This window comes from Brevibacillus laterosporus LMG 15441, from assembly GCF_000219535.2.
Taxonomy (GTDB): Bacteria; Bacillota; Bacilli; order Brevibacillales; family Brevibacillaceae; genus Brevibacillus_B; species Brevibacillus_B halotolerans.
This window is the reverse complement of the sequence record NZ_CP007806.1, coordinates 2204945-2220160: the sequence shown is the minus strand read 5'-3', so window position 1 is coordinate 2220160 and position 15216 is coordinate 2204945. Positions and strand designations below refer to the sequence as shown.

General features: G+C 40.7%; 12 protein-coding genes. 1 reads left to right on the top strand and 11 read right to left on the bottom strand.

Going from position 1 to position 15216, the window contains the following annotated elements; translation table 11 throughout:
• Positions 1-6: 6 nt before the first annotated feature.
• The 11 genes from BRLA_RS10180 to BRLA_RS10130 form a co-directional block, all read right to left on the bottom strand.
• A complete protein-coding gene (locus BRLA_RS10180) occupies positions 7-393 on the bottom strand; it encodes a hypothetical protein (protein WP_041752553.1) in 387 nt (128 codons plus the stop codon).
• A 3-nt stretch (positions 394-396) separates the two neighbouring features.
• Complete coding sequence (locus tag BRLA_RS10175) at positions 397-816, bottom strand: hypothetical protein (RefSeq protein WP_238547460.1); 420 nt, start codon at positions 814-816, stop codon at positions 397-399.
• Positions 817-931: 115 nt separating this feature from the next.
• Entirely contained in the window at positions 932-4393 is a 3462-nt protein-coding gene (locus BRLA_RS10170) for a peptidoglycan DD-metalloendopeptidase family protein (RefSeq protein WP_003337258.1), read from the bottom strand.
• Positions 4394-4403: 10 nt separating this feature from the next.
• Positions 4404-5456 (bottom strand): hypothetical protein, encoded by a 1053-nt coding sequence (locus BRLA_RS10165; protein ID WP_003337257.1) that lies wholly within the window; start codon positions 5454-5456, stop codon positions 4404-4406.
• Complete coding sequence (locus tag BRLA_RS10160; protein ID WP_003337256.1) at positions 5456-6073, bottom strand: S-layer homology domain-containing protein; 618 nt, start codon at positions 6071-6073, stop codon at positions 5456-5458. Before BRLA_RS10160 ends, BRLA_RS10165 begins: the two co-directional genes overlap by 1 nt.
• Before the next feature lie 126 nt (positions 6074-6199).
• On the bottom strand, positions 6200-10681 hold the full coding sequence (locus BRLA_RS10155; RefSeq protein ID WP_119912807.1) for a hypothetical protein: 4482 nt from the start codon (positions 10679-10681) through the stop codon (positions 6200-6202).
• A 65-nt stretch (positions 10682-10746) separates the two neighbouring features.
• On the bottom strand, positions 10747-10896 hold the full coding sequence (locus BRLA_RS24240) for a hypothetical protein (RefSeq protein WP_022584841.1): 150 nt from the start codon (positions 10894-10896) through the stop codon (positions 10747-10749).
• 185 nt (positions 10897-11081) lie between these two features.
• On the bottom strand, positions 11082-11573 hold the full coding sequence (locus BRLA_RS10145; RefSeq protein WP_031309176.1) for a hypothetical protein: 492 nt from the start codon (positions 11571-11573) through the stop codon (positions 11082-11084).
• A gap of 161 nt (positions 11574-11734) precedes the next feature.
• Entirely contained in the window at positions 11735-12793 is a 1059-nt protein-coding gene (locus BRLA_RS10140; RefSeq protein ID WP_003337252.1) for a hypothetical protein, read from the bottom strand.
• Between the two features lie 356 nt (positions 12794-13149).
• Positions 13150-13416, bottom strand: a complete 267-nt coding sequence (locus tag BRLA_RS10135) for a hypothetical protein (RefSeq protein ID WP_041752551.1) — start codon at positions 13414-13416, stop codon at positions 13150-13152.
• Between the two features lie 198 nt (positions 13417-13614).
• Positions 13615-13860 carry a hypothetical protein gene (locus BRLA_RS10130; RefSeq protein WP_236867739.1) on the bottom strand — a complete coding sequence of 82 codons (246 nt, stop codon included), beginning with the start codon at positions 13858-13860 and terminating at the stop codon, positions 13615-13617.
• A gap of 276 nt (positions 13861-14136) precedes the next feature.
• Between BRLA_RS10130 and BRLA_RS10125 the strand changes: the two genes are divergently transcribed.
• Entirely contained in the window at positions 14137-15144 is a 1008-nt protein-coding gene (locus BRLA_RS10125; RefSeq protein ID WP_003337249.1) for a DnaA N-terminal domain-containing protein, read from the top strand.
• Positions 15145-15216 lie beyond the last annotated feature (72 nt).

Here is a 15216-nt window from a genome sequence, read left to right as displayed (position 1 = left end):
CCCTTCCTACCTCAGCATTTGATAATTCACCCAAATATATTTATTTTTTCCACCCTCATTAAAAAATTCAAAATAGAAGGTACTCCCTGCCTTACATGGTATAAGAGCTGTTAAATACATTCCCTCAGGTAAATCCTTTGTATAGATGTTCTTGCAAATCAATTGATTGTTTACGTAAAAATTCCAAAAATCCTTTGCTTCATAATGGGAAGACCCAACAGCAATGGAAAGTAGTTCACTATCCTCAGCAATAGCTAACGTATGATCTATCTTGCCAAGGCCTTTGGAGGTAAGAATGATCCCCTCAATATAAGGAGTTGTTTTCGTTGGCATAAAAGGCGGATCAAGCCTTCCGCCAACTACATAACTAGCAAAATTAGCACCACTCGCCAACACCTACACCGCCCTTACATAATCAAGTTGAAGACTCTTAAACAAACCGTTTTCTCGAATAATGCTGCCCTGAATCGCTCTACATGCTTGAATGTCTGTCTCCTCCTCCAGCTCCTCATTTACAATGGAGGATTGCTCTACTTCGATTAAAAAACCCGTGATTAGTAAGCTATCATCACGTTCAAGACTGAGCTTTTCAATTGTCCCATTGTCATATGTATAAATAACGGTAGTAACCAGTGATGGATGTGATGCCAATTCTCGCAATACCTCAACACTCACAACCTCAGGCTCCCTCTGGCTCTGGACAATGGTTAAATCATCCCCCCCTGCGTATAGCCCCCCTTTTTTCAGCTCTCTTCTAATCAGGTCTATAATGGGGAAAACTTCATTTGCGTTTGTAAAGTTACGATTGAACATCATCAACACCTCAGCTTCTATTTCAATATAAGAAAAAGCAAGGAACAGTTATCGTTTGATACGTAAACTTTCCTTGCTTTTTTATGGAGATGTCATACAAGTACGATGAGTCTTTTCACTATTTAGGCTGTGGCAAAGAGTGCCAGGTTAGTTCCAAAAAGTTAACCATGCCGCTTTCATTGCCAACAAGCCTGTTTCCTTTAATCAGATAGTAGCCGGCTGTATACGTATTTTGATCATACACGTAACAGCCATCTAGCAATTCAATAAATGGATTGCCCTTCACCACTACATTTTTTGTACGTGCCTGACGTTTCATATCAAAGAAAATTTTATTAGCAATCTCTTCCTTCAAACCACGCATGGTAGCTCCATCCTTTTCCTCAATCCAAGCCATATGCATACCAGCTGTTCGAATATTTCCTTTCGTGGCCACTAATAAACTCTTATCAAAAAAATGCTCAACCAAACCTGCTGAGCCCGAAATCATCAGGTGATTTCGAATTCGCGAATAGTCTGTAGAGGAGGTCATTTCTAGCAGATTGTTACTATCGACAAACTCCCATTTCGCTGAATCTATCATTTGCCATTGGGGGACATCGAGGAAGGAGAGACGTTTTACATGAAAGGTTCCATATCTATCACAGTAGGCTCTGTAGGGCATATCTTGTAGCAATGACTGAATAGCATCTGCTGCTCTGGTTCCTGGCTGGAAGGTGACAGACGAAACAAATGGATTTTGCCAGCCTCCCACTGTTTTCGCACTTTCCTGCGTAACTGCCTCTAATTCATTTGTCTTTCTATTAAATTTCATAAAGGTGTTCTTCCCTTTATTTACATCAATATAGACTGTCTCCTCAATTTCGTAATCTGGGTATTTGGTATCTTCATAATGAACCCGCCAATTGCTTAATCCAGCAGTCACTGCGATATCTTCAACAATACTAGATTTTAGCCAAGCAAAGGCTCCACCATCACCTGCATACGCTTCTTCTGGTGGGTAGGACATCTGTTTATAAAATACAAATTCCTCCAGCATATCGTACCGATCAACACAATGAAAGGTGATCGTTTTAGCCTCGGCGTCCTCTTCAATTTCACCCTTAATTAGTCCTGTAAAAATGCGAACCACATCTTCTCCATAGCCAGCATAGATTCGAATAGGCGTCCCTTCACTAATAACATGGCGCATTTCGCCTTCCTCCCAATAAGAATAGGGAGACGGTAAACTTTTATAGGTGTCAGGAAAAATCGTATTTCTCTCAAATGTAGGAGAATATTTCCCCGTTACGTTATTTAGCGTAATAGTAGCAGTTGTAGAGGAGGTATCTAGATGTGAGTTCACCTCCCAGGACATGATGTCACCTTCTAAGACGAACGTATCCTCGTATTGAAAGCTCCCCACCTCATACCACTTTTCTTTGTACGTATTCCCAATGTGCGTAGCAAACTGTTCGATAGCATAATTACTGAATGCATACCTCACATCAGCAAGGTGTATGGCTCCCTTCGAAACAGCAAACAAAATACGGTTTGTCCCATAAGGAACGGCTGTTCCGCGCACACCTGTATTTTCCCACTTTTCTTTATCATCAGGGAGCTGCTTCTTAATATAGACATCCATATCCGTTTCATTATGACAAACAACAACATACTCCACAAAATCCTTTTTATTGTCCACTTGATAGGCTCCACCATTGGTACTGATCCCCGCGTCGGTAATCTCGATTTGATACCCTTTTTTTCCATCAGAGATATATACCTTTCCTTGGGAAGCTTTATCAACCTTCACCTTAAATTGAATGGTAAATGGGAAGCTTTTCACCCTGCCCACTCGTTCTAGACCTGCTTCTTTTCCCTTAGACGTAATGGTTTGATAGGCACCATTATCCTTAATATCTGCTTGCTGATACATAATCCAATTCTTCGCAGAACTCATCGTATCTTCATAATCCCAAACCGTTTTCCTATTAATTGATTCTACATCGAATTCACGTGCTTTTAAGAAAAGAATGCCAAAACGTCCAGTAGAAGCTTTTGAGGGATTGGATAAAGCAAATTCGATTTTGTGTTTTCCTTTTGGGACAGGAATAGATGGTGGATATGCTATCCCATACTTGGCATTTACACCTTTTATCGTAGCTACTGTGACCCCATCAACCTTGACCTGAACCACATCTTCCAATTCCAGATTGGCCATATAAGCCCAGCCTAAACTGCCAGCCTTAAACCAGTCATGCTCAAACGTAAACTTTTTCATTTGTCCGGCCGCATTGGTTTTCTTAAATCCAAGAAGATGATAGGTTTTTTTGTGTGAATCGTAGTCGATGTACTGCTCGGCACCTGCTATCTCTATATATTTAGCAAGGTCTAATGCCGTCTTTTTTGCAGTAAAATCCTTATAATAGGAAATCTTTTCAGTTGTCCGGTTAAATTGATAGGTGGAAACGGCATGATCAATCTGACCATCCGACTTGCGTGCCCTACCATCTCCCCAGCTTTTTACCCGAACAAGAACTTGTTTTCTGCCAAATGCCCTGCACTTTTGATCATTTTCCATTAAAATATCAATCTTATTACCCTTGATCGCTCCACCAATGTCATCAGCCAGATATTCTCCCCAGCTAACGCCATCGACAATTACCTCTACTTTACTTTTGAGGGGGATGATAGAGGGATCGACAGCGATGATTTTATCGTTTTTCCAGACACTAACATCCGTTCCCCCTTTTGTAATTCCTGTACACCCCATACATTTTGCATGATAGGCAGTGGCTTCCATCGAATATTCAATAGTGGTACCTGCTGATTGCACGGATTTTTGAGTTGGTGACAGGATACGTGCTGGAGCCTGAATTACCTTCTCACCCCGTAGAAATGGCTCCGGATTAAGGTCCTGACCATTCTGCCGCACCTCAAAATGAAGATGGGAACCGTCACCTCCCCCTCCTTTAATCACGAGTCCCGAATTCCAGCCAATCCCAATCGGTTGCCCTGCATGAACCGTTTCCCCTTTTGTAACCAGCAGGTGATTCGGTTTCATATGAGCGTAACGAGTAGACCAGCCGTTCCCGTGATCAATGTACACAGCAGCGCCGTACCCATTTATCCAGCCTGCTTGCACGATACGGCCTCCCCATACAGCATGGATATGGTCACCTTTTTCACAGTCCAAATCGATCCCTTTATGTCTTTTTCTAGAACACCTTGGATCAGAGTCATGCCAATCTGTAATCAGCATCCCATTTATATGAGTACTGTCATTCTTCTTACCAATCATCGTTCTACTGGACAAAATCGGCATTGACATCGTTGTATTAATCAATTCGGTCGGGGCGATAATTGGTGTACCATCTGTTTCATTCGTTAATGGTGTGATCCCGTCGATGGACAGCATATTTCCTACAACTGAGTCATACACGTACTGTACCGTATCATATTTTTGCCGAACTCCAGGCACGTAAGACAGCTTATCTAGCTCAATAATTACACGTGGCTGTGTTCCATACGCATTTATTCGTCTCATAATCGACTCCAGTAATCTGGAGGAAGGATAGTTCACATCACTTACAAAAGCCATTTTGCGTCACCTACCTAAACCTTTCTATTGCCCATTCAATGAATCGATTGAGAAAAACGATTGCTTCGGCACGCGTGATACATTCCTCTGGTTCAAAGCGTTCATCCTCATATAGTGGAAACGCGTAGCATCCATCCAAAAATCTTTCCTCTAAAATATCGATCACATCCGACTCGTACCACTTGCCAGAAAAGGTATCCTGATCAGCAATGTAACGAGTTGGATATGGATTAGGCTTGTACTCCTTATCTGTAAAACGATTGTAAAAGCTTCTTCTCATACGTTGCAGGAATACCATAAATTCAAATCTTCTTAATTGGACTTTTGGGAAAAATCGATCATTATAACGAACACAGCTTGACTCTACTATGACTGTGTCTGTTGTTGTTTTGAATTTTCCCCCCACCTTGTAGGTGTACGTCACTTTTGCCGGATAGCCATTATACATGTATGGTAGATATACTCGTCCTGCGTGCATAACAAATACATCTCGATTAAAGCCAATCGCTTCTTTTATTTTCTGTTCTGGATGATCTCCTGGTTGAATATCTACTAGCTTGCGCTTTAGCTTCACCCCTAAAACCGTACAAGTTTCGGGCGTTAAGCGTAGGCTAAACGTATATTGGGATTTTTTCATCACATCCGCAGATGGCATGCGGACAGCATTTTCCCCGCAAGTGCTAAAGGGTGTATATACACAGCCTTCCTGCTTATATTTGGGCTTCCCGAAAGTAATACAGACAACTTCAATTCCACCTGACATCGGATTGGACAGCGTAATTTTCCCATTCTCTACCTTCTCGGGCTGAACCTCCACCCCATGTACGATCACAAAAATTGGATTATCATCATGTACTTTATAATCAGGAATGAGAAATTCCTGTTGTCCATCCACGGTAACAAAGCGCTTGACGATACGCTCGTAGCCTTTTTCAAAAGCATCATAATACATCCCATCAATAAAACTCTGTGTGCCTTCACCATCCAAATGAAGACGAGTAGCCTCCAGCAAGTCCCGATAAAACCAATCTAGTGGATCAATGTCAATCCAACGCCTCACCATTAATACCCCCTTAAAATCCGATCAATATGACGGTAGGTCCTCATCAAAAAGGTGATTCCTTCTGCGCGTGTACATACTTTGTCAGGTCTGAAGTAAGAAATTGCCTCACCATCATCTTCATAGTTGGCAATTAAGCCTCTCTGTTGCATTTCATCAACATATGTTTTTGCCCAATGCTTCTCCATATCAATGAATTGATTTTTATATCGGTATTCATGCTCTTGTTTCCGAATAAGAGAAAGTCCAATCGTCACAATATATTTCATTTCCATCTCTGCTGTTCTAATGTCTGGTTCCCCGGTTAGAATCCCGACATAAATCGTACCCTTTTCATCATAGTAACGATGCTTGGCTCCACTAAACTGTAGCCAGTCTGCAAATTCCTTTTTACTGTAAAACAATAAGGTAAGCGTCGTTGTATAATGAGAGGTTCCATGACTGATTAAACCAGCGGAAGACGACAGCGTTTGGTTTACATGTGTCTTTAGATTAGGCGAAGGCGGTTTGTAATCATTAATAAGCTTTGCTTTTACCTCGGTAAAACGAATGCCATTATCATAAAAGAGGCGCTTTTTATATATGTAATCTTCTGAATGAAAGCTGTTTTGCTGAGTCATATTACTACCTCCTTGTTAGAGCTTTAGCCTTTTTTGGGAAAATATTTAGGAAAAACATGCTCGTTGCTCAGTAAAAGAAATACCCTACCTCAATATAAGGTAGGGCTTCATTTTCATAACGAAATATTACGGATAACTTGAACGATAAGCTGCCGTCCCCATTAGCATTTGGTCGCGTATGCTACCTACTCGACCTGTGAATAAGCCACGACCGATCCCATTCCCAATCGCAGTTAATTGTGCTGATGTAGTATTGTTGGTTACATTAGGCAATGCGATATTTACTACTACATCACCTGAACCAACTGTAAAGGACTGATGCGTATTTCCTCGCGTCAAATAATCATAGCGGCTCATGGCTGTTATGCCGTCTGGCAAATTAAAGGTACCTACAGGCGATTTCACTTCTTCAAGAATGCCTAGCTGAGCCTGTAGAGATTGTTTGGTTAAATCCCGAATTTCTTGCATATACTTCTTCTGTTCTTCTGGACTCTTTCCAACCATATCCTTCTTGTATTGCCCGATTAGCTTATTGATGTCCTGAACTTCTTGTTTGGCAGAAGCAATACGTAGTGCCCGCAGTCCAGGGGAATCGTCTGATGCGCCTCCTCGTCTCAGCTTTTCTGCCAGGTACGCATTTTCTCGATCTCCCGCTTTCTCTTCTAAATCTATCCGCTCAATGCCAATTTTGGATAGCGATAGATCCTTATAGCGAAGCTGTTCATTCAAAATGCTATTATTCAAATCCTGAATAGCAAAGGCTAACTCATCTCTTTGATCGCCCTTCGCCTCCATCGCTTTTAATTCAGCAAGCCTCTTTTGTAAGTCGCTAATTTTGGAGCTTGTAATTTTTTGTAATGCACCAACATAAGCCTTAGATTGTCTGTCCATGTTGATAGCAACCATCAATTCCTTGGCTTGAGCGACTTGTTCTGTCTGCTGTAGCCTTTTTTGTACGGAAGAAAACTTTGTTTGAAATTGTCTTTGCTGTTCCAGCTTTCTGTCCATATCTATCTGCTTTTGGCCTTCTTCGTCTGTACTTTTTCGATCATCGATTAATTGCTTATAGCGCTTTTCTTCTTCCTTGTATTCTGCAGAATTTTTATTTTGAATGCTTTGTAGGCGCTTCTTAGATTCTTCAATATACCTATCAAAAATTGCTAATTCACGCTGTAATACCTCTTCTAAGCGTTTTATCTGTGCCTCCTTCATATCAAGGAAAGCTTTGCTATCAGTAGCCACGCCATCCAATTCTGCCTGTAAGCTCTCCGCCTCGTTTTTTTTCTGTACCTCTGTGTAGCCCTCTTTAAGCCTAATCTTAGCTTCATCTGCGGTAATGTTGGATAAGAGTCCCTTTTGATATTTCTCATCGTAGCTTTTCTTAGCTTCTTTTTCGATTGAAGCTTTCTCTTTATTTTCAAGCTGGGTCCGTTCATATTGTTTGATAAAAGCCTGTTTTTTCTTTTCCTGAATTTCTTTTTTCTTCCCACTTGCCTCAGACCAAGCATTCACAGCTTCTTCTTCGGAAATATCATTATCTTTTAGATAATTGGCAAGATCTTCATTATTTTTGAGGTTCGCTCCCTGTTTATTGTACATTTCGCGAATTCCATCCATCATTTCCTTAGCATGCCCGACTCCTAAGTGTGTATCTTCTCCTCCAAAAAAGCGACTGACACCATTCATGAAGGTCCCATACATGAGATAAAGAGTATTCCCAATGTTAGGTAAACTCCAAACTCCATTATCTCCCGCCACTCTTAATGTGTTCGCCACACCTACTATGTCTTTCTCTTGTTTTTCCGCACTCATTAATTGACGCTGATCATCTGTGGTCGTCATGTTCATCGCTACTGTCTTGGCAGCTTGGGCCAAAGCTAGCATGGCTACAAGCTGTGCCCCCATCTTGAAAATGTTAGCTGTTAAACCACCAATGGCTCCCCCAGCTCCCCTAGCGAGATCGGAGGTTTCACTTAGAAAGCGCTTAAATTTGTCCCCCACTTTGTTTCGATTAACTTGCTCATTCATACTGCGCATCGCATGAGATAGCTCTAGATAGGTGGAAGAAGCGTTGCGTGTAACTGCCGAACTTTGCCTTAACGAATTCTGATAACTATCTAAAGCTTGTTGTAGACTCATAATGCTATTGACCGCTGGAGAACCATTCCTCCGTAATTCCTGAAGATGCTTTTCAAAACCCTCGAATTCAGTTTGACTCATTGCACCCATGCGTGAAGCAACATTTTTAAATTCTGTATGGGAAGCCATGTTTTGCACAAAGGAAGTGCGGTCCGCTGTACTTGCTAGCAGAGAATTCAAAAATGCTGGCTGAATGAGCTGATTGGAATCAGGATTCGTTTTCAACCGATTCGCATAAGTCTGATTCCGATTAAATCTTTCTTGATAGGAAACCTTCCCTTTTTCCTTCCAGCTTTTTGATTCCTCCATCATCGCAAAAAAAGTAGGAAAATCATTTACTTTATGTCCAGAGCTGGCTACATACTTTTTAAAATGGTCGTGCTGAGCTTTACTCATGGAATTAAACTCTTGCATTCGTTTTAAAAAGATGTCATTTCCCTGAAAATCTGCGGCCTGCTGCCGTAATTTCCTATGATTTCCCTTTAAATCATTCCCCATCATGCTCGTTACTACAGGGTCTGATACCATCCCTTTCATACGATCCGCATAAGCAGTCCGCTCTCTTTGCTTTTCCCAGTTTTCAGGAATTCCAGATTTTTGCCAGCCCCATTTGATGCCTTTCATCAGTGTAAGACCAAGCAATGCGTTAGACAGTACATCTGCTAAACTAGCAAAAAGCTGCATATTCCTTGAAACTCCATCTGCCATATTCATCAGCATATAAGACACCTTATTAATAGATGGTGTCAGTTCAGTAACTAATGCGTCCAAGGCTACTTCTAAGCTTGTATTAACTCGATTCATATTGACTGTAGGATTTTGCAGGGACTGCTGAAGCATTCCCTCAAATGCTGACTGATCAAAGCCTTTCATCTTCGTAATAAGCTCTGCATGAGTTTTAGCTAAAAGGGCTTCCTGACTGGCGCCACCCCTCCCTCCTTCTGTGGTACCAAAGAAAGAATCGATCAGCCTATCTCGTTCAGCACTATTACGCAAGGAGGAAAGCATATCCGCAAAATCCTTATACATGGACTCTGCACTTCTGTTTTTCATTCCACCAGTTGCTGGGTCCATCTCTTCTGTTTTGACACCGAGCTCTTTCGCTTTATCTCTTCCTTTGTCCGTTTCAAAGCGTTTCAGGATTTTTTCATAGATTCCGAGATTTGTATTTGTTTGAATGGAGGCAGCAGAAAGTCCTACGAGCATATCTGCGTCTGTTTTTGATTTAAAAGTATTACCAGTTTTATTAATCATTTGCAGAATTTGTTCACTATTCGCCGTTCCCATTTGAGTGACAGCAGCAATAGAACGAATAATCTTATCATCCATTTCTTGCATGGATAGACCCAGCTTATCTTTAGTAACCAACAGGCCGTTAGCTACTGCTTTCATATCAGTAGAAGGGTCAATTATTTTGATCTGGGCTACCTGTTGTACTAGCTTTTTCATCTCTGCTGGTTCCGTAAGTGTTTTACCACCTATAGAGGCTACTTCAAAAAGCTGCTTAAAGGAAAGACCATAAAAAGAACTTTGTTGACGAACGAATCCTTTAATCCCTTCAATTGCACTCGCTACTTTTCCCTGATCAACCGGGCTTTGAGCGTGATTAGGATCAACTCGATAATCTTTTAGTAGCGAGAGACTGCGGTATAGCTTGATCTCTTCCTGCTGAATATGATTAAAAATATCAATAGCTTGGTAGAAAAGTGAGGAAGGGTCTTTAGCTCCGCTTACCGCTAAGTTATTGCGAATAGAAGCAATAGCAGCGTTTTGAGCGTTGATAGCTGTCACTACACTAGTAGCAGGAGCCGCCTCGTTTGAAACTGGAGAAGCACTAGTCTTCTTACCTGCTGTTATACCCGTGTCTGTAGTACCATGATCTAATGAACGTAACATGACAGGAGAAGAGCGAAACGGTGGCAAGGTGCGGTTATGTCTCTGTATGCGCCCCGTACTTTGCCCAAATTCTTGCAATATATGCTCCACTTGGAGATCGAATTGTTTCTTAATCTTTTGAATTAGCTTTTCGTTGATCAAATTGATTTGACTAATGAGATGTTTTTTTAGCCTAGGACTCGATTTAATATCTAATGTTTCAATGCTGTCTGCTACCTTCTGCAGTTCAAGCTGAATACCTCGTTTTACTTTTCCTTGCACCTCATCAGAGACTCTTTGCATATGGGATTGTAATTCTGGCATTCGCTGAGTGAGTGTTCCAGCCCTCTGCCCCATATTCTTGCTTGCAGGCATGGAGCTACTATCCTGATTCATTTGTTGGTGCAGCTTTCTTCCCATGTCTCTATTTACTTCTCTGTGAAAGGAACGTAGAGAATTGTGTACCGCATTGATCCGAGCAGCCAAATTGCCAAATCGGGAGTCAAGTCGCACCAGCTCCTTGCTGTATTGAATGGAGCTTTGAATGGAAGCACGCAGCTCAGTGGCAAAAGTTGCCCTCATTTCATTATTCATCGTCTCACCTGCCTTATAAAATAAAACTCCTGCCCCTCCATTCAGGAGCAGAGCAGGAGTATGTATTAACCCAAAACGTTGGCAAGCCATTCCATATCTGATTCATCTGCTACTTTATAGCCATCCAGGTAAGTTCCATCTGATCTAGTCCCGGTCTGTCCATGTGATTGATCCTTGGTGGATAGCCCTCCGCCAAAGAGGCTTCCAAAGGACATGGTTGAAACCTTCACAGTGAATTCGATATGTTCATTGCATTGCTCTAAATAAAAACCCAACTGAGGTAATGTCAGTTGCCAAACCTGATATTTATCCAGATGACAATAATGAGCTAGTTTAAAGAAAATATCAGCCCAATTGATAGGAGCTCGTGCCTTATACTCCTCATCTTCCTCCTCAGTGGTTACATTGACTTTTTTAATCCATTTAATCCGATCATTGCATCAATAATTTTCTTGGCCGTTTCTAAGTCTACATAATCAGCTAAGTAATCTGTATCCACGTGCTTATAGTAGGGTTTAAACGCCATTAGAAGTACACGTAATAATTCCTCATAACGATCATCGTCTAGCTCTGACTCTGGAATTAAGTTAGCAATAATAATTCCTGAATCAATCGTATTTAACAATTTCATCAATTTTCGGGCATCCCTGATACCTAGAGGAGGAATTGAGTACGTTTTACCATCACGCAGCCGCACCTTTTCATCCTCTTCAAAAAATACCTTTTCGCGAATGGACGCCTCTTCTTGGCTCAATACTTTAGCTGGTGTTTCCTCCGTTGTTGAAACGGCTTGTTGCTTCTCAACCTGACCGGCTACCTCTTGTTGAATAACCTGCTCTTGCTCCGAGTTATTTTCCTGATGCTTTGGAATTGCAAAATTTCGATCACTCAAAACGTGGCACCCCCACATGTGTTTTCCCCCATTGACTGTTAAACATAGGTAAGCTAAATGGCGGGGGTAACCAGATAGAGCTACCTATGCTGTCATTCTAAGCACTTCTTAGTGTTTTCGAACATGATTATGGAAAGAACCCCTCCTAGAGGGGTCCCTACCTAACAAAGATTTTTGGCATTTGCACTTTGGGCTTCATATCGTTTGATTGTTCCGAGTTTTCCATCTACACGATCAGGATCAATAACGGTTAAGGTTACGCTATGTGTAGAAGCCTGTTGACGTTGCGCATCCACCGTAAAGTTTGATTTTACACGGCACAAGTACAGTTCTGTTTGATAGCCTTGGATAGACCCGTCCTTTTGTTCAAATTGACCATCATGAATGACATGGACAGTAAGAGGCACATCCTTCGTGCTAATATCCAACACGTCCACAACTTCATTACGTTTGTAGTTTACGTAAATATCCACGTCTTTTAAGGAAGAATGAAAAGATAGCGTACCGCCATTTACAGTGTACTCGTTCTCTTTTGGAGTAGCGTTTGTCGTTTTCTTTAAAAGCTTGTTGCCTTTTAGGGTACGAACAGAAATTTGAGGGTCTTTATGCAGGGCAGCTCCGAAAACAAGATCGACTTCGAATTTGCCGCCCGTTTCTTTTACAGTATTCTTCTCTTCTATTACCCAAACAAAGCCATCCTCATCGTACGATACTCCACTAAGAGCAACTGGATACAAGATAACCACGGTTTTACCTGCAAGAGCATCATCAAACGTGATTGTTTTACCTGCAAGTGTTACTTTAGATGTTACGTCTGTTCCGTTGATCGTACTCTCATACGCTTTATGAGCAGGATTTGATACGGATGCTTCAGAAAGCGTACCCTGATAAGGTGCAGAAGATGGTACCTGTACCGCTTCCGTCACCATTTTATAGGTGGCACCACTAACACCTTCTCGTAATTTTGAGCCAAGAGCCAGACGGACAAGGTTTAAGTCAAATTTTGCATCTTCGGCCGTGATATCAATCGTCTTTTTTCGTAAAAGGGTATCGAGAGCAACGCTTGAATCCCCACCTTCAATATCTTGCATGTCAAGCTGAATATCCAAGCGCATGTTGTTCAACGTACCAATCGTGATTAATTCATCACAATTAGGCAATTTTGCCATAAATTTACCTGCACCCTTAATTAGCATTTTCTTATTCTTCGTTGTACTCATGTATAAAACCCTCCTCTAATCATCTCAAAACAATGGTTATAGTAATTCGTGCTTCCTTACGCTTTTTAATAGGCTACACCTTTGAAAACCTTTGAATCTATCAATTCCTAACCAAAACATGAAGGTCAGCGTTCTCTGATCAGTAACGCCTACCATATGCGTATAGATTCGAAACACAAAATACTACTAGCACCCATCATCTTTTTCATGGTTCGTATCACAATATAAGTAAAAGCAGTGCAGGCTTTAACTAACCTGCGTATGGAAACGAGTTTTTTTCTGTTTATCTTTTCTTTTAACTAAACGGAAAGTATTGTTCATGTAAGCCCTCTTTAAGACAACACGTGCTTCAAAAGTCATTTGTAAAGAAACCCTCTTCTCTTCATACAAGGACGACAGCCTTCAATCACCGTTTTAGGAATATACAGTTGTTTATTAGATGACTCAACTTCATGTGGAAATACAAGATTTCCAGAAGCATTCATTACTTTTCCTGTTTTCTCTCCCAAACAATGCAAGCAGGTTTGCGGCTCTCCTGTTAATCCTTCCGCAAAATAATTTTGTTTTGCCTTTTCCGTTACGTAGCGGAAACCACATTGTATACATTTCTCTAATTTTTGCATTGTATCCATCCAATCTACTAGCAATCAACCAATTCTTCTATCTTTCATTTATAGCTCTGCTTTCGGATGTTCACTACATCTCAAGTATTCCTATTTCCACTTCTTGTGCCTCAAGAAAAAAATGAAAAGTTTCGCAACCTTTCCTTAGGATAGAACCACTACTATAAAAGTAAGGTGCAATATTTACAATCGAAAAGGCTACATAGCAAGCTCTTGAATAACTCGATAAAGCTCCTCTTTACTTTTTACGATTACATATACTGGCGGCTCATGCTCGATAAAACTAACAAACTCTAGTGTATATTCTGCTTTTTGTTGACTATTAACGTATATATCCGTCATCACAATACCTTTTTTGAATCGAAAAGCCAGTCCCATAAAATAGGTATCCTGACCGAAGCTGGACGTAATTTGTTTACAAAGGTTGTCTAACAATAGGATCATCTCCCTATTCGCAAAGATGGTTTCCATTTCAATATAAGTAAGCGGCAAGCATTGTTAACAATCTGTGTTCAAATAATAAGCTGCCCACTCCACTACCCCATTTACAACTGACAGTTGTCCATGAAATACAAAACCCTCTCTTGTTACATTGAAAGAGAGGGACCTTCTTTATCTATAAAGATATCATTTGAAACTGTACATTTTGATGGAACACAAACTCATTCATTGTCCCGTTCATAAGATTGCTACTTCTTTTCTATAGAAAGGATTTCTTCTATGAAAAAAAAGAAACATCTCGATTTAAAGAAATTAACCTATTATCGAATTGAAAAAACAGGCATTAAAAAGCCTGTCTCACGGATAAGAATCGTAAAAGGAAAGCCTGTTGAGCAGACCTATGATCAGGAGGTTTTACAACGAATCTATTACACCTATCAAGATTTTCAGACTCTTCGACTAGAAAAATTGGGGGTAAATCTACCCATTGATAACAAGGGGTTTACCACGATTAGTAATTATTTTTTGGACTTCTGGGGTGCTGTTATGGGAGCAACAGCCACTTCCCTTTTTATTCACCTTACTAGATATTGCTATGGAGACAAAGACTTCTGCTTTCCTGACTTACCTACGATCGCCGTAAAAATGAAGATAACAACCACGACCTTACATAAATATATGGATATTCTTGAACAGCATGGCTTTATCTTTCGATTTTGGTTACAAAATCCTGAAGAGAATAATAATGATTGTGGAATTATCTATAAGGTAAGACGAACTATTCCTATTTTGAGCAGAGAGTTGATTGAAAATCTGTCTAAGCCCTTTCAATCCATGCATGATCGATACATGGAACAGGTCATGGAGGTTACGCATATTGAGCTTGCAGAAAGTTACGATTACACCAATGATTTCGAGAAATTACGCGAAAAAGGTAAGCTTGGTAGGCTCCCGATTGACCTTTCACCTGCGGAACGTATCGTATATGCTAAAAGGAGGATTACAGCTATAATGGATCAAAGGAGCATAGCAGATGAACAACTGTGGATTAACGTGCTAGCTTATATCCGGAAACGGCTAACTCTTAATTCATTTAAAACCTGGTATGCCGACACTTTTTGTATCTCAAAAGAGAAAGAACTTATAATCTACGCCAAAAATGCATTTCATCGGGATTGGTTATCCAGTCGTTATCGGGAATTAATTATAGAGGCTCTCCACGATGCATCTCATTTTTTGGAATTTGAACAAATAACTTTTATGGCCTCTCTAGACGAAAACGAATAAAGTTTCTCTGAACTTTTGTTTCTTTCCATAACCAATATTTTATGGGTTGCCCATTAAAATCCTATGGGCAAC